We start from the raw sequence: 21,453 nt of genomic DNA, 5'->3' as shown, positions 1-21,453 counted from the left end.
CTGAAACAATCGTTAGTCGACACTAATCAGGAATAGCTTTTGGGCGAATCCACCACGATCTTCTTTTTTTGCTAAACGGACTTGATCGAATTCATCAAGACTTACATTTTTGCTCCCCACAATTGCGTAAATAACCTCAACGATATCTGCCAGTTCGGCTATTTGCTCGGTGTCGCTGGCTTCTTCGAACTCCTGCAGCTCTTCGTGAAGCTTCTTATTAAGCATTTCACAGTACTCACGATCACTCAATGTACGCAACTCAAATGTCTTGCCGTTCATCTCCATGATCTCTGGGATTTTGTCACGGATAAGTTTGTTGTATACTTTCATAATTGCCTCCTTAGATTAGAACGCTGGAGAAAGTTCAAATATTGGCTGCCAGCGATGAATAAGTGCATTAATAGCCAACTTATCAAATTGGAGGAGGAAAGAATGCCTGTCCTTCTCCACCTTGCCAGTTTGCAAAATCAGTGTCTCACGGAGAGGATGATGACTCTCAATAAAGAAATTATTACGCTTATGCAGCCTCTCCAGTAAGCGGATCGAAGGAATTCTAGCAAATTTGCCGTTATCCCCTCTATTACAGGACTTGCAGGCCAGCACGAGATTCCAGACGCCATCTAGATTCACTGATGTTTGTCGCTTAAGTGTATGTGGGAAGAAATGATCCACATCAGCCAGATCATCTGAAGTAGGATCAACCGTTATATCTCGAAAGCAGTAGAAGCATTTCCCTTTTTGATATCCATTTAACGCATGCCGAGCCGATGTAACAGCTGTTCTTCTTAGCTTATCTTCCTGAGCGTAGAATAGGTTGTCTGATTCATCATAATGTACAGCTATTAATGATGACTTCATTCCGAGCTTCCATGCCGTCTCTACTAAGTTCCATCTAGCTTCAACTTCATAAGGCAGATTCGGATTCTGAACAGACTCCATAAGACGGAAGATGTCGTCGGTAAGGACAATCCCCTTCTGTTTTCCATTCATAGCTTTCTCAAAAAACTTAACAGGAATCTCCTCGCGGTTGACTACATGGAAAGCATCCAGGACGTTCGCATAGCCAAATTTTAAAGTCGTACGGATAAGCTCAGCTTTGTCTAATGTCCCAGCATTATAGTTCCTACAAGCATCAATGAACGTGCTGGATTTTGATGTAATCTGTTTATCGTTAAGCTTGAGATGCTCAAGAATATGCCTAGAGAATGGCTCCGAAAGATCCTCAAGAGGAATAAAAGTATTTGCACTTGGCGATACCTCCAAGAGGGACTTGGCTAATGCGAATTTGTAAGAAGCAACGTTCTGACCGAAAAGTATAACTGAACGCCAGTAGGATTCAAGTGATGGATATTCTTCTGTAAATTGTGACATTAGTGCCTCCTGACTGATGAGCAAGTGTAATTTACGGATTGTGGTTACTCAACTTGAATTCGACTGAATGTGATCAGGGAAAGCGATATCGATTGAACCTCCCAATCAGCAAGCAGCCATGCTTTGGCATGAGAATGCGAGATATCATTCGCCCACCATGCACGGTGTTTGACTGATGAAGCAGGCAGCGCAAATCCAACGATCTCTTCTATTTGCTCGCTCGTCAACGTAATAACCGACTCACTAGCCGCAAAAAGGTAATTATATAACGGAGTATACTTCCCAATCGATGGAGCAGCCTTACTCTCTACCTGAACACGCTCCCTTATCGCTGTAACTAGTGACGTGTGCGCAATCGGCGCTCTGCCTTCTAACGCTTGTGATAGCCTTTGAAGCATATAGCCGATTCCTTTGCAGTCATGCAGAGGAAGCTCGATCTGCTGCCCTGACTTGAATATTGCCTTCACGCGGTCAACATAGTGTTTTCCACCTAGAACGGTTATCTCATCGAACTCAAACAAACCAGATTGCATGGCTTGATGTTCCAGAGCTTCTATCGTAATGGTTTCCGATGAAGGCTTGATGAAGGAAACGTTATAAGCTTCAGGCACCGTATCGCCAGGAAATAAAAATCCGTGCTTTGCAGATAAAACCACCCAATGGTCAAAGAAAGCACGGGCATAGCGTTGGCAACTAGAAGCAAATACCCCCGTATAGACATCTTCGGCTCTTTGCGGCCCTGCATTCAGATTCGAATCCCATACTTTCGCCGAACCGCAAGGAATAATACAAAGCCTCTTCTTATTACTCATCGGCACAATTCCACCAATCTTAACATGTCTTCAGAACTTAATGGTTCCTTGTACAACTCATTGACCTGCCATAGACCGCTATTTCGAATCTTTAGTACAGGAGAAGACATTCCAAGCCAGCGCACGGACGGCCCGCACTCCTGACATGCTGCTACGGTAGAGACAATACGCGATTCAAGATATAATCGTTCTTCTTTACTTGGCACTTCCAGTACGCAGRACGAGAAATTCTGCTGGATGTATTCACTTACCCTGAGTTCGATCTCCTGCTGATAGGTTGCGTCTATTAACGGTCCATGCTTCGCCTTGCCTTCAGATGAAGTACAATCTAGCTCCCATACCTTGAGATATGGGTCGGCTGCTCGATGCAGTATGCATCTACCAATATTCTTCCGAAAGATGCTGCGGTCTTTATTCACATGAACAAAATGCTGCTTCAAACGTGATCGAAGCTGATTCACGCCCCTATGTGTTCCGATTCGTACGATACGGTCAGCATCATGTCCAGTCTCGTTCTTCTCAAAGACAATATATATTCCATTCTTCGGAATGAGCTTGTCATTGATCGGGAAGTGAAATCTCGGCAACTCATTCACTATCCGATGTAGTTCAGTACATAAATGGCTCATGCATTCGACTCCAATCCATAATGCGGTATAAGGATAGTATCAAACTACTCTGTCAACTGGTTGACAGCAAACATCAGTTCTGTATCGTTATACATTTCGACGCTATTTGGCAATATCCTTGCTAAAATAATTTTATATAAGCAATCTGAAATTTGAAAAATTTCCAATCTCAAGTAATGCAACTGTGGCTAGCATCAGTGCTTTGAAATCGCCCACCCGTTCCCTGCGTAAGTAACATAGTTGCCATACCAAGAGCTCCCGTCTGATACCTAACAAGGTTATCGACGAGAGCTTCTTTTGTTGGACAGAGATCCAAAACAAGCCGTGTGAGAGTAGGCAAAAAGGAGGTGATGAAACGTGGAGAAACGACAAATAGCTGAAGAGATGATTGTGCTACTCCGTCAGCTTGTAATGCAAGATCAATTGGTAATGGCGGCTCGCGTCTTGAGAGTGTACTTCCAGCGTGTATGGAAGATCGATGAGGAGTTGGCTAATCGGTATGTGCGAGCTTACTTCGCAAAGTACTATCCAAAACAATTGGAATGGTATCTTAAGCGTCAAGATCGCGCCAGTTAAGAAAGGATGATACGCAGATGATTAAACAGTTGCGGGAGCGTAAAGAGGCTCTCCAGAGCGTCAGAAAGAAGCGTCTGAACAACAAGGCATCGCTTAGAACCGACGACGGAAGGCAGTATATTTGTTGCTTGGCAATGCTCATAAGCATGGAAATGAAGATCGAAGAATTTCAAGGCATGAAAAAGGACGCCTGCCAGCGCCCTCAGTAAAACCATTATCGATTCAATGATAACTCAATATCTATACCCATTCAAGGGGAGGCCGAGTGCCTCTTCTATTTCTATTTCTATTTCTATTTCTATTTCTATTTCTTGGAGGTAATCCACAGTGAACATGTACTCTATTAGAACAGCTTTAGCTGATGCACTTTGCGTGAAAGAAGATAGCACCGTCATTCAAGAGCTATTTACTCGCTTTGTTACGCCTTATGAACTGCTTGATGCTAATGAAATGGAACTTACACGCATCAAAGGTATTGGCTCCGCGAAGGCGCGTCAGATCGTTAGTACTCTCAAGTTGGCGAGGGCATTAAACACGCCGCGTGAAAATCCGTATGTTATCCGTTCTCCGAAGGACGTTTTCGACATGATCCGTTTCGAGATCGGGCACCTAATGCACGAAGAATTCTGGATAATTCCACTTAATACGAAGAATCACGTTATTTGCAAAAAGCGAATCAGTGTTGGGACGCTTAATAGTGCAATTGTTCATCCTAGGGAAGTCTATCGTTCACTCATCCAGAGAGCTGCGGCAAGTTACATTGCAGTACACAATCACCCTACTCAGATGACAGAAGCCTCCCCAGAGGATGTTCAGATTACCAAACGTTTATCTGATGCTGGAGAAATTCTAGGCATTGAACTGCTTGACCACGTTATCGTTTCAACAGACAGTTACTGCTCACTAAAGGAAAGAGGTTTAATGTAAAACATTCATTAGGGGTCGGCTTTTATGGCTGGCTCTTTTCGCTATGCCTTCGGCTATAGAGGGCGCGCTCCACTTCGTTTCGCGCATTACCTGTCTATTCGCATCATGAGGTGTTCTAATCCATACTAATTCTTATGGAGGTAATTCAATGATTACAAACACAGCAATCACAGGGTATGCCCTTCTGGCAGCACGGGAGCTTGGCTTATCAAAACAAAAGTTTGAATAATTGGAGGCTATAATAAGCTCAGTACTTGATGATTATACTGCCCAGGAAGCCGAAGAAGTTTACAGAAGAAATTAATAGAGTATTGGCGCGAGGGGCCATCTGATACAGGTGGTTCTCTTCGTTATTCCTTCATTAATGTACTAGCCGAAAAACGAAAAGAGGGGTTAGTCATCTTCCTTACATACAAATCCAATTGCAAATCAGTATGGGTAGTCGCGGTGTCATTAGGTTTCCTATTCATAAATAATAGATACATACGTTTCCTGTGGATATTGGCCTCGCGTTGTGCTGGACTACACGAAGGCAAACTACTTTCCAAATCAAGCGCCCTTAGGAATTCATCTTGTTCATTCATCGTTATCATCGTCTCCTTCATCATCTTGGTTAAAGCCAAATATAAATTCAGGCCAGTAACTTGGCTCATCTTGCTCATTCATTTCAATAGTGCTATTCATGCATGTTACCTCCTGTTTCAATAGGTGTATTAGTTTCCACCGCAGATCAGTTACAATATCGTACCATACAGATCAGGATCATTATCCGTTATTGACTTCCAGAAAGCCCTTTGTTCTTCTATATCCATTTCTTTCATTGGTGGGTTTAGATCATCCTCAGTAAAGCTATTAATTAGTTCCCCATCTGAATACCAGCATTCGTAAAGATAATGCTCAAACTCTTTCAAGCGGTTCTTAGGTATTAATCGCTGCCCAGTTTCAATCATACTTATAGTGGAAGCAGGAAGACGGAGTATCATCCCGAGTTCTTTCTGGCCGAGCCCATCATGTATCCTCTTGGTCTTTACCTGGTGATGAAGCGGCAAGCAATCCATATTAATTATTACTTCGCGTCTAGCATTATAGATACTCATGCAATCATCGGGATCATCAACATAGTCCCGTCTAAAGCCGAACTCACCGTACTTATCTAAATCAGACATATCCATAACATCATTCCTTTCGGTTATTACGCCCCCCTCCTGGTATGAAGGGAGGCTATATTGAGAAGGTGCAAACGATTTGGGAAACAGTGGGGAAACCTTATCGTTCTAGTGTAACGTAACCATTTAAAAGAAATTTTACAAGCTATTTATTAAACGAATTTATAAGTATCTTTAATCTTCAGTGCACTTCACACAGTGTGTGGACTATATTTCCCTCAAAGCCGCGCCAGTCCTAGGGTTTGGGAGGTTGGGGATGTATTCTAAAATATGCTAAATTGGGTATCCTCAGGGGGGGGAAAGCAATTAGATGATGTTGATTTTTAACTTTATTGACATCAATACTGACGTATCAAAGTTGTATATCGACAGTTAAAAGTGCTAGAAAATCTATGAGGTAATTGAAGATAAAAAAATGCAAAAGCAATTTCAAATGAAGTGGCAATTAGTCTGATAAAGAACATATTACCGAGCTCAAAGAGAGTAGTTGTGGATTGACAGTCATGTATCAACTGCTTACGCTAAAAGAATACCGATAAAGAATGGAGTACTCTCATGTCTATCACTCATCTACTGTTATTTAACGATCAAATTAAGGATTTATTCGCCAATATACCAAAACTAAAGGAATCATTTATTTGCATGGACGGCGGCGATCCATTTCCCTCCATACCTCCAATCATTGTTCAGCATGAAAACCGAGCCAATCCAGTCATTGGACACGCATATGACTATCTATTACGTGCGTATGTACAGCGCATCAATGGTGCTCACCAGGAGCGCGAGGGTGATCATTTAGCGGCATCAATAGCAGTTAGCATCTTAGATAGGAAGTATATCCATGATGCTTACAATGGAGTTGTAGAGCGGCGAAACAGGTATATTGGGGGGGACTCAGCGCTTACCCAAGTCATAATTAAAGATGCAATTGTACTGGGTCAGTTGGAGCAGTTTTATCGTTCAGGCGCTGGTGATATTCCCGCAATTCTTCATGCCATTGATGACGATATTCATGACCTACAGACCCTAATGCAAGTCACAGAGAGGCATTCAGAGAGGTTTCAAGCATCACATAACATTATGTGTAACCCACGGTTTGGAGAGGCTGTATCTGCTCTTGTGGACGGCGCTGATGGCGATCTAATCATCGATAATACACTTATCGACATCAAAACAGAGTCAGAATTTCGCTGGAAGATAGGGCAGAGTCGTCAATTAATTGCCTATTGGATATTATCCTGTCTCTCTCCAGGCTTTAAACCTGAGATCRAGCGTTTAGCATTGTGGAACCCGCGTTATTGCCGTCTCGTGTCCATTGAAGTAGAGGTAATATGCCGCGCAATCAACATGATAGAATTCGTAGACTCTTTCATAGCCATCATCACCGATGATAACTTTGGAGGCAGTGCTCACCTCTCCCCCACCCAACGGACATTGCACGTTCAAGCAGTTAATGATGTTTGGAACACCGCCGAGAATCCAATAAGAAAAATATACAACTAAAGGGACGGTTGCTGCCGCCCCTTACAATATGAGTCAATTAACTTTGCTAAAGGTATAGGAAATGCGGCTGTTAGGACGCGATACCATAGTTTTCAGAACTCTGTCGAGATCTGTCGCTGTCGGGGCGACATATTGTATAGTGCTTGCCGTTTCTTCCTTTTGATAAGGAACGACATGCAATGGTCGAGTTTTCTCTACTAACGGTACATTACTATTATCCATCCACGGCAAAAGTAACGGCGGCAAAAACACTTCACTAATAATTGGTGCAAGTCCCGCATGAGCTATCTTTTTAAGATACATGTTCTCTTGTCTTTCATATTTTTCATTATCTGTATGTATTCCGTTCGTGCGCCTAGAAATGAACCCAAGTAAGGTTTCGGCCCACTTCTCATCATAAACATTCTTAAGTCGCTGATAAATATCTCGCTCATTGGTCATTATTAGCTCAGATATGTTGAGTCGCCGCAGAAACCTTTCCAAGTGATCGTTAAGGAAGGTTTCTGACATTACTTGACCAAGCGAATGCGACTTAACATAGTACTTCATATCGTAGCGAGCCACGCCAACCTCAAATCGTAATACATTCTGGCTAAGTTCAAGATCACGCTCATCCTGACACCCATCTTCAATGAGTTTAGCCCTCTTATCGTAGAACTTGCAGTCCTTCGAACCGCTCTCGAAGCTCGTCGTCTCAAATCGATAGTTCTTTGTCTTGTATCCTGCTAGATCAATCTGTGCAATCGACTGTACATATGCACCAACGTCACTAACCTTGAAATCAAAGTATGTATCCCCGTTCCTAACCTTCCATTGGTCGGCGGGCAGCAAAAACTCAATTGCTAAGTCATTAACGAATGACTGCTGTAGCTTATCAATAAAAGCAGGTACATGAGTAGCATCCATCCTCTTCATACGGTATCCGAACATGAAGTAGGAGCAACATGGAATGGTTATAGTTACTCTTCCTCTATCCTTATTGTATTTGAGTCTGGGCATAAGACGATCTCCTAATAATACATAGGAGAAGGTGGTAAGTTCATCTTCTTCTTCTTCCCCTGGGTTAAGATACTTTACCCTTGCCCTCTGATCCATCATTTGCTTTAGTCCTTCTTCTGGTATCCTACATTCCGCAATTACGGTGAGTGTATCGAACATAATGGTGTGCCTCCTACGAGAATTTGTATAACATTCAGGTTATTATATTGGAGCATGAACGCTTCTACCTGATTCGTATGTAACCGAACTAAGTGAAGCGCAAGTGAATGGCACATATTGAATCCTCTCCATTCTTATTTCTCTCAATATGAGCATAACACCAATATTGCACTTTAGCAATAACAAGTGTTGCGTTTATGAATTACATTTGATATGATACATACAGAACCAGAAAAGGATGTGGAGCTCATGGGATTAATGCCTTACTTAATTACAACCGAAGACCTTAAGACACTTCAAGGCTACGGTAGTCTCGGCGAAATTCATAAGTACATTCGTGAGAGAGCAGAGGAATGTAACCCAGGTTTGTTTACTATCAACGGCTTGGCTGATAAAATCGGAACCTCCCCTTCGACTTTATCAAGATTTGAATCAGGTAAACAACAAGAACTAAAAGCAGCATTGCTTGCCAAAATTGCTCAAGTGATGTCCGTACCAGTTGAAGCTTTCCAACTTGATTATTACAGGAACCCCAAGACCTTTACCATCTGCGGGATTACACCTTCTATTAAGAACTTTGACTTACTGGAGCCATCGCACCGAATGCACCTGAACTTGAAGGCATACTCTCCAGCAGGAGTGATGCATGAAGAAGTGGATGAAATAGCGGAAATGAGTGTACTGGAATTCGAGGAATTCATCGAGGAAGTGAAAGCGCTAGTTAGAAAGGTTGAAGCTCGACGGGAAACATGGACGAGAAAGAAGAACGCCGTAGATCAAATGAATGGCTGGTCTACAGAAACATGAATAAAGTTCCAGCCTTAATCGGGCTGTACACATAGATGTAAGGAAAACCTGTTAGAGGATCATATCCCAATGACACTTAGTAGTTGTAGCGATGTAGGATTGCGCCCTTCATTAGAGAAGTGGGCTAAATAGTAGATAAGTAGTTGTGTCAAAACATGAAAGCTGGATTTAACGGCCCAACCGCAAATCCTTCTATTCTTGTATGGATATGATTGCTTTGAGGACAGGTCATTGTACCTGTCTTTTTTTGTTTAGTTCTGACCACCACTAATCGAAAGGTCGTGTTTACCTTGGAAAATGTAGAGGTTCTTCGAGTTAGCGATATTCAGCAAATATTAGGGATTGGCCGTCGACAAGCATATGAACTCGTTAATTCAGGCGAGTTTCATGTCATAAGAGTTGGTAAGTCCATCCGAGTTCTAAAGGAAGTTTTCAACAACTGGATGAGCGGTAATTATCTATCTTGAAAGGTGGTGATGAAAATGAGCATTGTGCGTATTCGAGGTGATCCGTTAGATATTCCGATGTGAAATATGGTCCATAAATAATCGTATTGAAAGGAGAATAAACATGACTAGAGTTGCAGGTTATATTGGTAAATACAACGTAAAGAAAGAGAACAAAGATTTCTACTACTATGTTATTACTTTAGGTAAAGACGCTAACGGAAAAAGAATTCAAATAAAAAAACGAGGATTCAAAACGAAGAAAGAGGCTGAGAAAGCCCTAAGGGAAGCGCAAGTCGAGGCAGATAAAGGTGCATACATCCAACCATCAAAAATGACTTATGGTGAGTATTTGACTGAATGGATTCGTGCGAAGAAACAACAGATCTCCTCTCAAACCGCTCATGTAACTGAAGTGTATATGAGAACGCATATAGTCCCTGAACTTGGAGGGATCAACCTCACACAGTTGAATCCATTGATCATTCAGAGATTCTTGAGCACTCTCCAGGACAAAGGCTTAGCTGATTCTACAATTAAACGAATATATAATATCGTTAATACTTCCTTAAATGCAGCAGTCAAGAAACAAATCATCAATCGGAACGCCGCTTCCCTTATCGATAAGCCAAGAGTTAAAAGGAAAGAAATCGAAGTATGGGATGTAAATGAAGTGAAAGCATTCTTGAATTATGCACGATCCTATACCAGATACTACATTGCCTTTCATTTAGCTCTAACCACTGGGATGAGACAAGGCGAAATACTTGGTCTTCGTTGGATGGATGTGGATTTCGATAGGAAAATGATATCCGTTAGACAAACGTTAAGCCATAATGGGAAAGAAATCATTCATGGAGCAAAAACTGCTACAAGTATACGCTCCATATCTTTCGATACAGATACAGCCACCGACCTTCAAAAGCACATGAGAATGGTTAGACGTGAAATGCTTTCACTCGGAAAGTCATTAAGTCAGGAAGATCTTGTTGTCTGTAACGGGCTGGGTACAAAAGCTAACCCAAGAAACATCAATAGGATATGGTACAAACTACTGGAGAAAACGGAATTGAAAAAAATCACCTTTCATGACCTTAGGCACACCAATGCCTCACTGCTACTCAAGATTAATACGCATCCTAAAATAGTGTCGGAAAGATTGGGGCATAGCTCAATAAAGATTACAATTGATCTGTACTCGCATCTGTTCCCTAACATGCAAGAAGAAGCAGCTGCTGAGCTAGCAAAATTGCTTTTCTAATTTGAACTAATCAGTTAGAATTGCTTGCTACCACGCTGCTACCACGGATACCAATGAAGGGATTATGTTGACATGGCAATGGTTGATCACAACAAAAAAAGCCTTGCTGGACAAGGCTTTCGGAGTTTAAGTTATGGTGATCTGAACAGGGTTCGAACCTGTGACCCCTACCCTGTCAAGATAGTGCTCTCCCAGCTGAGCTACCAGATCATGTTAGCGACAATTAATAATATATCAGGTGAAAGACGCCAAGTCAACATATTTCTTTACAGATTTTTCTGACTCTCCACTCTCATCACGATGTCTCCACAAAAGTGGAATCGGTCATAATGATTGTATAATAATTGCAACAATTTGTCTTTTAACGACGTCAAGTAAGTGCTGCAGCAAATAAAAGAAGAGGTGACCGTATGAAAAGACGATTGATACTGACAATGACACTGGTTGCAATGATGCTCTTCACTCTTGGACAATCCGTATGGGCATTCAAGGACGTTAAAAATGACGTAAACGAGCATAAAATTAACGAGCTTAAGAAGATGGGCATAATAAGCGGAGATAAACATGACAAGTTTAATCCTAAAGGCAAGCTCACTTATGCCGAAGGCGTTTCTTTGATCGTTAAAGGGCTAGATATTAATATCAACCATATCCGCTTCATTAAAGAACCTAAAGCAAGCGACTATTTTACAAACATAAAAGATAACGCTTGGTATTCGCAAGCTTTTATCATCGCGAGTATTAATGGTCTAGAAATTCCAAAAACGGTCAAAGCTAACGACATCATGACCCGCGAGCAATTTGCTCATCATTTGTTTAAAGCTATGATGACGAAAGGCGATTACGCCTTTATTGAAATTTTCATGCAGTTGGAAGATGCGGCTGATGTGAACAAAACCTACATGGACAGCATTCAAAAGCTTCTCATAAGCAAAATCGTCACATTGGATAGTGCGAACAAGTTTTATCCTAAAAAAGCTATTTTGCGCGGTGAAGCAGCAGGCTGGCTATATGACGCCATTACATTTGTAAAGGAGACGGCTCCGATTCCAACTAAGCCTGAGCAACCGAGCCTCGACCTGAAGCTTTCAATTGAGGCGGTAAACCCGCAAATCAATAAAGTAACCGTAAGCACTCAAGTAGGACATCCCGGTTATGGTTTCCGTATTACCTCTATTGCTTTCGAAGGAGATCAAGCTTTCATCAATGTAGAATTGGTCATGCCTGATCCTGATAAAATGTATCCTCAAGTTATTACAGATGTATCCGCCTCCACTTATATTGATGCTAAGCTAAAGCCAGTACTCACCCAATCCTCGCAATCTACGGGATCAAGTGAATCATCAACAGGCAAAGCGATCATCATCAATTAAACCAAAAAAGACTTCTCTACCTGTCTTATAACCATCAGACAGTTGAGAAGTCTTTTTTTTATTTGCTTTCAAGCTCATTCAGCATCGGAATCGACCAGTCAATCGGCTCGCTTCCAATCGATTCTAAGAAACGATTTGTCCTGGAAAATGGTTTGCTTCCAAAAAAACCTTTGCGCGCTGCAAATGGGCTCGGATGCGGTGAAATAATTAAATGATGCTTGTCCCCATTAATATGCTTCGCTTTCGCTTCTGCATTTTTGCCCCATAGTATAAATACCACGGGCTTCTCCCTATCGTTTAGAGCGGCAATAATCTGATCGGTAAATTGCTCCCACCCTATTCCTTGATGGGAATTAGGATTGCCATCCTCCACCGTAAGCACTGTATTTAGAAGCAGCACTCCTTGCTTAGCCCATGAAAGCAAGCTTCCATGGTCAGGCACAGTGGCCCTTACATCCGACTCCAGCTCTTTGTAAATGTTTTTTAGTGAAGGAGGTACCTTTAATCCTGGCTGCACGGAGAAGCTAAGCCCATGCGCCTGTTTTGGTCCATGATAGGGGTCTTGTCCTAAAATGACCACTTTCGTCTGCTCATAGGATGTATGATGAAGTGCATTGTATATATTTTCCGCTTCCGGATAAACTGTGGTCGTTTTATATTTCTCTGCCAGTATGGCAAAAAGCTCTTGCATGTAAGGCGCTTCAAGCTCACTCTGCAATTTCTGCGCCCAATCATTTGCTAACGTATTCATAATCATTAATATCCCCTTCAAAAGCAATCGTTTTTGAATAAGCAGCCTTTATTAGCTCTGCTTATCAAACCAATTATAAAAAACTTGATTAATATATTGTCCAGTAAGMAAATATGGAACCGTCTCTTCTTCTACAAACGACTCTTTTCCTTGAATACTAAAATAAAGCCATAAAGCAATTCCTTCGGAAAACGAATCAGACTCGTAATCAGCTTCATTTAATAGGCCTGAAATGACAGTCATACAGTCCTCTATCGCCGCTTCCCCTTCAGAATGATACGTTTTAAGCTTTATTTTCAAATAGGAATAGACATAAGGAAACTCCTTGTTTCCACCCAGAGAAGAGCTGTAAAGCGCTGTAGAGATCGCAGCTGCCATTATGCCGGTTTTCCACTGCTCCGCTTTTTCCGTGAGTGATACATCATCCTTAAACCGATTTAGAAGATCATTGTAAAGCGTGTCCTTTAAAGAGAATATCTCCGCATAGAGTCGACGCGCGCTTAGCTTAAGTGAAGTCTCCTCGTTCTTGTGCTGCATCAATCATCCACCTACTTCCCTTATCGCTCAGGTATTTCAATACAACTCTTAGTTTACTTCATTCAAAATAGAGAAAGCAAAAAAGTTCCCTCATTAAATATCGTGGCAAATGTCAAAAGTATAATAAAAAAAGCCCGCTGCATGATATCGCAACGAGCTCATAAGACAGCTTAATCAGAATGCACCACTTCTGTTCCTGCTATAAAATCATGAATCGCTCTTTTGTCATCGCGCAAACCGACCATAAAGGCGCTGACGATCACAGCAATACCTAATGTTAATCCATAAACGAGTCCACCGACAACATTACGCAATAACATGGTACCTATACCTGGAGGTGAGCCATCCAGCTTTCTAATCTGTACGCCGCATATCCTTTTCCCAATGGTATAGCCGCTCCAAAATACCGGAACCAGTAACGAGTAAAGGAATGAGACCACATCTGTAAAATAATCTCTCCCTTCATATCCTCCTGTAAATAATAATGAAATAATGGCTAACGGAATGCCAATAATAATGCCATCCAGCAATGAAGCTCCTAATCGAATCCAAAAACCTGCTTTCATGCCGAGTCCCCTCCAGTATTACATCATTAATGTTACTTCCTTATTCAGACACATTCCTATTAAAACTTACGCTTATCAGCTCCGATGTATACCTTAATCCATTCGCCTATCCTTAAAGTAAAAAATATTTCGAGGATTTTCCATTTGAAGACTAGCCCATCTCTTTTTTGACGATGATTAAAATAATGAAAGAAGGAATATAATCTGGAGGATAGATTTTGTGGATACTACAACAGAATTGCTAATAAAAAGAGCATATGCCAATCCCCGTTTAAGACAAAACATTATGAACAAGAGTATGATTTGTTTGTATTGTGATTACTCCGGTTTCGTTGCGCAAAATAATCATGGAGCAGCTTGTTGCTTTGTCTTCAATAGAACAATACGCGTTACCGCCAAAAAAATTATGATGGAACATATTGAAGGTTCCAATTACGGTGAATTGCTTGCTGTTCGTTACAGTCTTGAAATACTTGCAAGTGCGCTGACGGAGTATGAGCCGAAATTCGCTATTATCTATACTGATTGCAGTCAAATCGCAAACATTTTATCAAAAGATTATTTTTCTCATTCACATCATAAAGATGCTAGAGATGAAATATTGGCAGTTCTACATCATTTAAATAATATGTATCCCAGCGTTCACATACAAATAAAATACATAAGCAAGCACAAGAAAAACAATACCCTCCATAGGTTAGCCCATAATGCTGCGAGACAAGCTGCTATAAATTAATTACTGCCAGCCTCTAATTTACTTAACAGCTTTAGAAATTAACATATTAAATTAAATTGCTAGATATTAAGTACCTAACGATAAAAAAACCTCCTTTGTTTAGAACTGACAAGTCAGATTCTATAAAGGAGGTTCTTTTATCGTTCGTACATCTTATGTACTTCGTGAAAACCATTGACTCGTCAATGTCTTCGAGGTATGCCGAGGACGGGAATCGAACCCGTACGATGGTCACCCATCGCAGGATTTTAAGTCCTGTGCGTCTGCCAGTTCCGCCACCCCGGCATGTTGTAAAGGTTTTGCTTATGGTGGGCCCTGAGGGACTCGAACCCCCGACCAATCGGTTATGAGCCGACCGCTCTAACCAACTGAGCTAAGGGCCCTCGAAAAACGTATATTTCAACGTATTCATCGAAAGGTTGGTTGCGGGGGCAGGATTTGAACCTGCGGCCTTCGGGTTATGAGCCCGACGAGCTACCGGGCTGCTCCACCCCGCGACGTATATCCATTTGAGCAAAGCCAGTTGAATTGGCGACATAAAATAATATACTATATAGGTGTGTTTTAAGTCAAGCAAAATATTCTAATTTATTTTCTTTTTATTTTTTATGGTATAAACCTCACGCCGTATCGCCCTTTTCGGGATCGAAATACCTCTACCTCATGCGGAGTTTCATAGCCATACATCCAACCGTCATTCTCCATTCTCCTAACCAAACAACCCGCTTGAAATTTGGTTTCATATAGGCGAACCCAATATACCCATCTCATGTCATCCCTCCACTATCTTATTGGAGAAGCTGATGCTTATCACTCCAATAAAGGCTGTATACATTAGAATACCCCAAAATTGGGATCATACATGCAAATGGGGTATACTCAAAATAGGTCATTTCGAAGGAGCTGAAGACCATGTTATATGGAATTGTTGTTTTCCCCGAAAAGCATGTACAGGACTTCGCTAATAGCTGGCGAAGACGCCATGATCCGCATTACACAGCTGTGCCTGCTCATTTGACAGTACGATACGCAGAAGATTGGTCAGACGATGAATTGCAGCTAGCAGTCGCTCATTTAGAGCAAACCACATCTAAGCTGCCTGCTTTCTCTATCCATTTGAACCGTGTATCTACTTTTTTCCCTGTAAGTCATGTGCTCTATTTAGCGCTTGAAGACACCGTTTCCATGCAGAAGCTCCAGGAGAGCGTATGCAGCGGTCCGCTGGCCATTGTCGAGCCTAAATATGTTTACACGCCACATGTCACGATAGGGCAAGAAATCTCAGCTGATGAGCTGCATGATTTATTCGGAAATCTGCGCATGCAGTCCATTGATCTTACTTCGAGAATTGATCGCATACATCTGATGTATCAGACCGAGAACGGCTCTTGGACCGCTTACCAGTCCTTTCTATTACGAGGTTAGACAAATATTAAGGAAAAAGCCCGCAAACGACGCAGAGGTCGATTACGGGCTTTTTCCTTATTTCAAATTATCTTGGCATTGGCATAATTTCGACTCCGCCGCCGTTGCCTTCTCCAGTTGGATTGTTTTTAATTTTTTCCAAAACCGCGTTTCCACGTGTTTCCCACTCAGCTAGTGCTTCACGAGCCGATTTTTTCTTCTCGATTACGGCCTGGAACAATTCATAGCCAGGTTGTTGAGCTTCCCATGCACCTGGTTTCTCACGGAAGATTTTGTCCGTATCTACAGCTGGCATTGGTTTAAGTGAAGTAAATGCGTCAATGTTGTACTGCAAACCGCCGATTGGCGTCAAAAATTCCTTACGTGCAACCATTTCATAAAGACTTCTCGATTTCAGCTTAGCCCATTCCTTGCTGTTGGAGAACTTGATGAAATCCCAAGCGTCTTTATCGTTTTGAGCTTTGTTGTTAATACCCATCAACTGGCTCAATGAAATACTGCTGCCTACTTCAGGATCGCTTGGAGAAACGGGAACTGTCACAACGTCCCAATCAACAGCTTCAAAATCTTTAATTTTCGATGCGTTGTCCGAAGCTCTCTTAAGCTCATTGATATAACCATAATCACCGATCGTCATCGCAATTTTGCCTTTGATGAACAAATCACCATAGAATGGGTCATTGCCACCTTCCGCGTTTTGCTTCTCATACATTTTATTCATAAATTCTTGTGTTGGAATAACTTCTTCTTGATACAGCGATGCAACAGTGCTCCATACATTTTCCCACTGATCGCTATTGACGAGCATTTTCTCGCCTTTGTCATCCCACATTTTTAGCTGCAATGCTTGGCTATAAGACTGCGCATTGCTAAAGCCGTCGTTGGACCAACGATTGAAGGAGAATCCAAATTTACGGTCCACGCCTTCACCTTTAGCCACTTGACGTGCTAGGTTAAGAACTTCAGTCCACTCCATTTTGTTTGTCGGAGGAGTTACACCAGCTTCAGTAAACATTTTTTTGTTGTAGTATAGTGCAGAAGAGTTAAAAGTTGGCGTCAATGCATACAATCCGCCGTCACCAGCAGCTTTAATGCCTTCAACAACAGTTGGAACATAATCCGACAAGTCGAATTTATCTTGTGCTATTAGCGGATCCAGCGGTTGCAGCAAGTTGTCTTGTGTCATCCGACGAAGCATATTGTAATCCAGAACAACAACATCGACTGGATTTGATCCAGTTAGCATTTCTTTCATTTTTYCATACGGATCTGGCTGCTTTGTTGGCTTTGCAGGATCTTGCTGTTCAAAGCGTTGATCATCATAGTTGATTGCGCCTACGATTTGGAACTCAATGTTAGGATGAGACATTTCATACATATCCGTGTATTGCTGACGGAAATACGGCTCATTATCCGCACCGCCATAAAGCACGCCAATACGTAAAACCCGTTTTTCTGTAGAGCTGTCTGAGCCGCTGCTGCACGCTGCTAGCAGGCCAATAAGCAAGGTAAGTGTTAACGATACTAAAGTAAATTTGCGAATTCGCTTGCCTGACAATCTTTTATTATTCATTTGATTTTAACCCCCTAGTGATTTAGGCGGAGTAATAATAATCCGCTCGCCGTCAAATTCCATCGTTGCTTTGTCTTTAATATTAAGAGCAGATAAATATTCCTTAGGCACTTGTAAACGTCCAACGCGATCTACCACGACATAGGCTTCATGCACAGACTGCAGTCCGCTGCTTACAGCTGGAAGCTCTGCCTCACCTCCATCAAGATTAATATTCGGATTGCGTTTAATGAACTCAGTGCTCGTCAAGCCATCGCGAATGGCAACCACTCGGTCTACCTTGCCAGCAAGCGTCAAGTCATGCGTTACAATGACGATGGTAATACCGATCTCGCGATTCAACCTGCGGAAAATACCCATAATCAAATCGGAGGTAGCCGTATCAACCGAACCTGTCGGTTCATCCGCAAGCAGTAGCTTCGGGCGATTCGACAATGAAATCGCAATGGCAACCCTTTGCTGCTCACCGCCTGATAATTGATGGAGCTTGTTATGCATTCGCTCCTTCAAGCCAACCCATTCAAGCAGCTGCTTTGCATATGCGCGATCAACCTTCCCTGAAAGCATCATCGGCATTTCTACATTTTCGAGGGCAGTAAGATAAGGCAGCAGGTTTCTGGCATTATTTTGCCAAATAAATCCTACCGTCTCCCTCTTGTATTTCACTAGATCCTCTTCGGAAATCTTCAGAAGATCCCATGGACCTACATGCACCTGGCCGGCTGAAGGGCGGTCAAGACCGCCCAGCGTATTCAGAAGCGTCGATTTCCCGCTGCCGCTGTTGCCGATAATAGCCATTAGCTCGCCTTCGTTTACTTTTAGGTTCAAGCCTTGCAGGGCAACGACCTCTAGATCGTCTGTCTTGTAAATTTTCACTAGACCTTCGCAATCGATCATCGCTGTTGTCATCGTTCTTCTCCCATCTTGACCGCTTGATGCACTCTAAGCCTGCGTATGTGCAGGAAGAGCAGCAATGCGCCGGTCAGCATCATAAATCCGACAACTATGAACAATTGGTTCGTATCGCTAGACTCGAATATGACTCGGAAAGGCGGTACTGTTTCTGCAACGTTTTCTGTCGTTTGCAAGAATGGAAGGAAGAGCAAGCTCACACCTTTACCAATTAACACCCCAAGTCCAATCGCAAGTCCTGCTGTAAATAGCTGCTCCAGAAGCAGCATCCCCGTAAGCTGTCTTCGCGATAATCCCATTGCCCGCAATACCCCGAATTGGACAACGCGCCCTGAGAGATTAAAGAACCAGAATAGAACGTAGCCAGCTAATGTGATGATGACCGAAACAAGGAAACCTAAGCTCAATATTCCGAATACGCCGCCCCTAGTTGGAAGCTTCGATTGAATGATTAGCTCGCTTCTTACATCTTTAATAGCTGCTATCTCCACCCCAGCCTTTTGCAGCGCTTCAACGATCGGAGCTACTTTAGCATCAGGCTTCATCTTCAGCCAAACCTCATAAGGAATAAGCGGAAGCTGGTCATAAATATAATCTAAATTCGTGATAATAAACGGAGATTTATCTGGATATTGGCTAGGCCAATAAGGCAAAATGCCAACGACCATAAAATCCACTTTACCTTCGGCGAATCCAACTGACACAGGATCTCCGATTTTTAATTGATATTTCTCTGCTACTTTCGAAGGAATAAGTGCCGCATGCTCATATTTACCCAAATTATTTAAATAATAATTCGGATGAACTGGGTACAAATCATTGCGGAACCAGCCGACCTTGGCAAAGTCGACATTATCAATTCCCATTACGGTTCCTTGACCAATCGATTTGCCTGAAATGACCACGCTGCCCTTCGTCTGTAGTACACGAGCAGCCGCTTCTACGCCTTCAAGGGAACGGAATAGCTCAAATGGAGGTTCACTGAACAACATCTTTGAAGGTATGGTTTGACCGCCACCGCCTCCGCCGCCTGAACCACCGCCGTTGCCTCCTCCACCATTTCCGCCGTTTCCACCGCCGCCAGAACCGCCGCCATTGCCTCCACTGCCGCCGTTGCCACCATTTCCGCCGTTGTTGCCAGGCGTCGTGGTAATTTCCGGAGAGCCTTCCCATACCGTTTGAATGGTTACGTCTGCTCCGTATTTATACAGCGTACGTTCCGTGGAGTTCAAATCAATCGTTCTAGCTGCCGATGCGTTATAAACACCAAGCCCCAGCGTCAGCACCAATAGAATCATCAATGGGTAATATCCCTTGGATGAACGTGAAAGCTGAGTCAGCGTCAAATATAGCGGAACCGGTAAAAATTTGCGTCCTAACCATGTAAACACCTTCAAAAGCCATGGGAATAATCTTAAGAAAAACAACCCAAATGCAAAGATTGATAAGGCAGGAACAAAAAATAAAAATGGCTGTACGTTTAATTGATCCGTTGTCATGCCTGTTTTGAATGTCAACATTTGGCGCTCATTGAACATATACCAGCCATAACCAGCAGCGGCAATTAACAAGACATCAAGATACCAACGCTGCCAAACTGGCTTGCGATCAGAACGCGCCAGATCCTGCTTATAACTTACGATTGAAGATCTTGCATAAATAACAGCTGGAATAATGGTCGCCATAAGCGCTAGAAAGACTGCAGCTCCACCAGCAATAATGGCCTCTGTAGAGAAGCCAACCGGTATGGACTTCCGATTAACGAAAGAAAGGAAGCCATTGGCTGATCCGATACTCTTCGCCATGAACCAACCGATAAACGGACCGCTTCCAAGCGCGATCCCTCCAAGCAGTAGTCCTTCGAGCAAATAAATCCATATGATTTGCCGTGTGCCGGCCCCCCTGCTTCGAAGCACTGCAATGTCGCTTCGCTGCTTATCCAGTGACTGCCTTGCATTCATGGCAATAAAGAAAAACACCATCGCAAGCATTGGAGCAGCTAGCGTAAACAGCAATGTTTGCAGCTGCAGGCTTTGTTTCTTAAATTCGGTAAGCGTGGATGCAAAAGAAATTTCTACTCTTGTGTCCTTAAGACGCTGATAAAGCTCAATATTCAAGCGTTCTAGCGTCTTGCTTAACGGTGTTAATTGACTCGTTTTTACTTCTGATAAATCAAATGCGTAGTACCAGCTTGCATTATGCAGCGGTATTTTTTTATTCGCTAACAGCGTCTTTTCGAATGCTGCTTTGCTTATTTGGAACGTGTTCAGCAAGCTTTCCATCCCTTGATACCAGTATGAACTCGTATCAGTAAGCGGTTTGACTGCTCCGACAATTTTCACTCGCAATGTCAGATCCAGTCCACCGTATATCGGATATTCAAAAACATCGCCGATATGTACATCATTTCTATACATTGCTTCCTCGAACATGACTGCTTCGAGTATATCTCCATCCCCTTCGGTATTTGAAAACCATTTACCTTGAGTCAGCTCTGTATTTTTTTCAAGTTCTGACAGATTCATAATCGTCAGTTGACGGTTTCGTCCTGCGTCTACTTTGCTTGAATCCTCAGGAACGACCTCTGCACCGCGAATGGAATAGCTGTTTACATACGTACCAAATGGAAATCCAATTTCCTTCGGTATTCCATCTTTAATATACTTTTCAAGCTCCGACAGCGCTGCTAAATCCGTTTTCCCGCCAGCAGGTGATTGATATCTCATGAGAAGCGAGCCCGCAGGTAATCCGGTACTCTTCTGCTGCAGTGATTCGGCTACTACTCTCTTGAGTGCGCCATCTGCATACATAGGGATACTCGTTGCAAATGCAACCGCCAGAGTTAGCCCAGCCAGCGTGCTTAAGGTTAGCCAGCGCGTGTTCCACATTTTGCGGAACAAAAAACGAAACAGCGGAATTCCCAT

Annotated in this window: 22 protein-coding genes and 4 tRNA genes; 10 read left to right on the top strand and 16 right to left on the bottom strand. The window is 42.6% G+C overall.

What is annotated here, in order from left to right:
* Positions 1-12: 12 nt before the first annotated feature.
* From AC1DPK_RS09390 to AC1DPK_RS09375, 4 genes are read right to left on the bottom strand one after another with little or no spacing between them, the layout of a single operon-like run.
* The gene (locus AC1DPK_RS09390; RefSeq protein ID WP_477510108.1) at positions 13-330 is read right to left on the bottom strand and encodes a pyrophosphohydrolase domain-containing protein; all 318 of its coding nucleotides are present in this window, start codon (positions 328-330) and stop codon (positions 13-15) included.
* 15 nt (positions 331-345) lie between these two features.
* Positions 346-1,371 carry an HNH endonuclease family protein gene (locus AC1DPK_RS09385; protein ID WP_477510107.1) on the bottom strand — a complete coding sequence of 342 codons (1,026 nt, stop codon included), beginning with the start codon at positions 1,369-1,371 and terminating at the stop codon, positions 346-348.
* 44 nt (positions 1,372-1,415) lie between these two features.
* On the bottom strand, positions 1,416-2,183 hold the full coding sequence (locus tag AC1DPK_RS09380) for a DUF7662 domain-containing protein (RefSeq protein WP_477510106.1): 768 nt from the start codon (positions 2,181-2,183) through the stop codon (positions 1,416-1,418).
* On the bottom strand, positions 2,180-2,812 hold the full coding sequence (locus tag AC1DPK_RS09375; protein WP_477510105.1) for a GIY-YIG domain-containing protein: 633 nt from the start codon (positions 2,810-2,812) through the stop codon (positions 2,180-2,182). Before AC1DPK_RS09375 ends, AC1DPK_RS09380 begins: the two co-directional genes overlap by 4 nt.
* A gap of 357 nt (positions 2,813-3,169) precedes the next feature.
* Here AC1DPK_RS09375 and AC1DPK_RS09370 point away from each other — a divergent pair, with 357 nt between their 5' ends.
* The 3 genes from AC1DPK_RS09370 (at position 3,170) to AC1DPK_RS09360 (ending at position 4,315) form a co-directional block, all read left to right on the top strand.
* Positions 3,170-3,388: a hypothetical protein gene (locus AC1DPK_RS09370; protein WP_477510104.1), complete on the top strand. Its 219-nt coding sequence runs from the start codon at positions 3,170-3,172 to the stop codon at positions 3,386-3,388.
* 17 nt (positions 3,389-3,405) lie between these two features.
* A complete protein-coding gene (locus tag AC1DPK_RS09365; protein ID WP_477510103.1) occupies positions 3,406-3,597 on the top strand; it encodes a hypothetical protein in 192 nt (63 codons plus the stop codon).
* Positions 3,598-3,721: 124 nt separating this feature from the next.
* Positions 3,722-4,315, top strand: a complete 594-nt coding sequence (locus AC1DPK_RS09360) for a JAB domain-containing protein (RefSeq protein ID WP_477510142.1) — start codon at positions 3,722-3,724, stop codon at positions 4,313-4,315.
* A gap of 734 nt (positions 4,316-5,049) precedes the next feature.
* On the opposite strand, the gene AC1DPK_RS09355 is transcribed toward AC1DPK_RS09360, so the two are convergent.
* Positions 5,050-5,487: a helix-turn-helix domain-containing protein gene (locus tag AC1DPK_RS09355; protein WP_477510102.1), complete on the bottom strand. Its 438-nt coding sequence runs from the start codon at positions 5,485-5,487 to the stop codon at positions 5,050-5,052.
* 549 nt (positions 5,488-6,036) lie between these two features.
* Here AC1DPK_RS09355 and AC1DPK_RS09350 point away from each other — a divergent pair.
* Positions 6,037-6,984 (top strand): hypothetical protein, encoded by a 948-nt coding sequence (locus AC1DPK_RS09350; protein WP_477510101.1) that lies wholly within the window; start codon positions 6,037-6,039, stop codon positions 6,982-6,984.
* Positions 6,985-7,017: 33 nt separating this feature from the next.
* Here the strand turns inward: AC1DPK_RS09350 and AC1DPK_RS09345 are convergent, their stop codons facing one another.
* Complete coding sequence (locus AC1DPK_RS09345) at positions 7,018-8,142, bottom strand: hypothetical protein (RefSeq protein ID WP_477510100.1); 1,125 nt, start codon at positions 8,140-8,142, stop codon at positions 7,018-7,020.
* A gap of 249 nt (positions 8,143-8,391) precedes the next feature.
* Between AC1DPK_RS09345 and AC1DPK_RS09340 the strand changes: the two genes are divergently transcribed.
* The 3 genes from AC1DPK_RS09340 to AC1DPK_RS09330 all read left to right on the top strand — a co-directional run bounded on the left by AC1DPK_RS09340 (position 8,392) and on the right by AC1DPK_RS09330 (position 10,656).
* Positions 8,392-8,949, top strand: a complete 558-nt coding sequence (locus tag AC1DPK_RS09340; RefSeq protein WP_477510099.1) for a helix-turn-helix domain-containing protein — start codon at positions 8,392-8,394, stop codon at positions 8,947-8,949.
* A 281-nt stretch (positions 8,950-9,230) separates the two neighbouring features.
* Positions 9,231-9,416: a helix-turn-helix domain-containing protein gene (locus AC1DPK_RS09335; RefSeq protein ID WP_477510098.1), complete on the top strand. Its 186-nt coding sequence runs from the start codon at positions 9,231-9,233 to the stop codon at positions 9,414-9,416.
* A 103-nt stretch (positions 9,417-9,519) separates the two neighbouring features.
* On the top strand, positions 9,520-10,656 hold the full coding sequence (locus AC1DPK_RS09330) for a site-specific integrase (RefSeq protein ID WP_477510097.1): 1,137 nt from the start codon (positions 9,520-9,522) through the stop codon (positions 10,654-10,656).
* A 134-nt stretch (positions 10,657-10,790) separates the two neighbouring features.
* On the opposite strand, the gene AC1DPK_RS09325 is transcribed toward AC1DPK_RS09330, so the two are convergent.
* A tRNA-Val gene (locus AC1DPK_RS09325) sits at positions 10,791-10,866 on the bottom strand.
* Positions 10,867-11,066: 200 nt separating this feature from the next.
* On the opposite strand from AC1DPK_RS09325, the gene AC1DPK_RS09320 reads away from it, so the two are divergent.
* On the top strand, positions 11,067-12,029 hold the full coding sequence (locus AC1DPK_RS09320; protein WP_477510096.1) for an S-layer homology domain-containing protein: 963 nt from the start codon (positions 11,067-11,069) through the stop codon (positions 12,027-12,029).
* Positions 12,030-12,087: 58 nt separating this feature from the next.
* Here the strand turns inward: AC1DPK_RS09320 and AC1DPK_RS09315 are convergent, their stop codons facing one another.
* From AC1DPK_RS09315 to AC1DPK_RS09305, 3 genes are all read right to left on the bottom strand, one after another.
* On the bottom strand, positions 12,088-12,780 hold the full coding sequence (locus tag AC1DPK_RS09315; RefSeq protein ID WP_477510095.1) for a uracil-DNA glycosylase: 693 nt from the start codon (positions 12,778-12,780) through the stop codon (positions 12,088-12,090).
* 51 nt (positions 12,781-12,831) lie between these two features.
* Positions 12,832-13,317 carry a hypothetical protein gene (locus AC1DPK_RS09310; protein WP_477510094.1) on the bottom strand — a complete coding sequence of 162 codons (486 nt, stop codon included), beginning with the start codon at positions 13,315-13,317 and terminating at the stop codon, positions 12,832-12,834.
* A 170-nt stretch (positions 13,318-13,487) separates the two neighbouring features.
* The gene (locus AC1DPK_RS09305) at positions 13,488-13,883 is read right to left on the bottom strand and encodes an RDD family protein (protein WP_477510093.1); all 396 of its coding nucleotides are present in this window, start codon (positions 13,881-13,883) and stop codon (positions 13,488-13,490) included.
* A gap of 220 nt (positions 13,884-14,103) precedes the next feature.
* Between AC1DPK_RS09305 and AC1DPK_RS09300 the strand changes: the two genes are divergently transcribed.
* The gene (locus AC1DPK_RS09300) at positions 14,104-14,619 is read left to right on the top strand and encodes an RNase H family protein (protein WP_477510092.1); all 516 of its coding nucleotides are present in this window, start codon (positions 14,104-14,106) and stop codon (positions 14,617-14,619) included.
* A 199-nt stretch (positions 14,620-14,818) separates the two neighbouring features.
* Here AC1DPK_RS09300 and AC1DPK_RS09295 read toward each other — a convergent pair.
* From AC1DPK_RS09295 to AC1DPK_RS09285, 3 genes are all read right to left on the bottom strand, one after another.
* Positions 14,819-14,904 (bottom strand) — tRNA-Leu (locus AC1DPK_RS09295).
* Positions 14,905-14,925: 21 nt separating this feature from the next.
* A tRNA-Ile gene (locus AC1DPK_RS09290) sits at positions 14,926-15,002 on the bottom strand.
* 37 nt (positions 15,003-15,039) lie between these two features.
* Positions 15,040-15,116, bottom strand: a tRNA-Met gene (locus AC1DPK_RS09285).
* A gap of 415 nt (positions 15,117-15,531) precedes the next feature.
* Here AC1DPK_RS09285 and AC1DPK_RS09280 point away from each other — a divergent pair.
* Positions 15,532-16,044 carry a 2'-5' RNA ligase family protein gene (locus tag AC1DPK_RS09280; protein WP_076268194.1) on the top strand — a complete coding sequence of 171 codons (513 nt, stop codon included), beginning with the start codon at positions 15,532-15,534 and terminating at the stop codon, positions 16,042-16,044.
* 67 nt (positions 16,045-16,111) lie between these two features.
* Here AC1DPK_RS09280 and AC1DPK_RS09275 read toward each other — a convergent pair whose 3' ends face one another.
* The 3 genes from AC1DPK_RS09275 to AC1DPK_RS09265 are packed head-to-tail and all read right to left on the bottom strand — an operon-like array spanning position 16,112 to position 21,453.
* Entirely contained in the window at positions 16,112-17,617 is a 1,506-nt protein-coding gene (locus AC1DPK_RS09275) for an ABC transporter substrate-binding protein (RefSeq protein WP_477510091.1), read from the bottom strand.
* A gap of 6 nt (positions 17,618-17,623) precedes the next feature.
* Complete coding sequence (locus AC1DPK_RS09270; protein WP_076268354.1) at positions 17,624-18,514, bottom strand: ABC transporter ATP-binding protein; 891 nt, start codon at positions 18,512-18,514, stop codon at positions 17,624-17,626.
* A gap of 8 nt (positions 18,515-18,522) precedes the next feature.
* Positions 18,523-21,453, bottom strand: a complete 2,931-nt coding sequence (locus tag AC1DPK_RS09265; protein ID WP_339208750.1) for an ABC transporter permease — start codon at positions 21,451-21,453, stop codon at positions 18,523-18,525.

Source organism: Paenibacillus sp. 01T424 (genome assembly GCF_056398745.1).
Note: the sequence above shows the minus strand (reverse complement) of the source record. Positions and strands in the feature narration are given on the sequence as shown.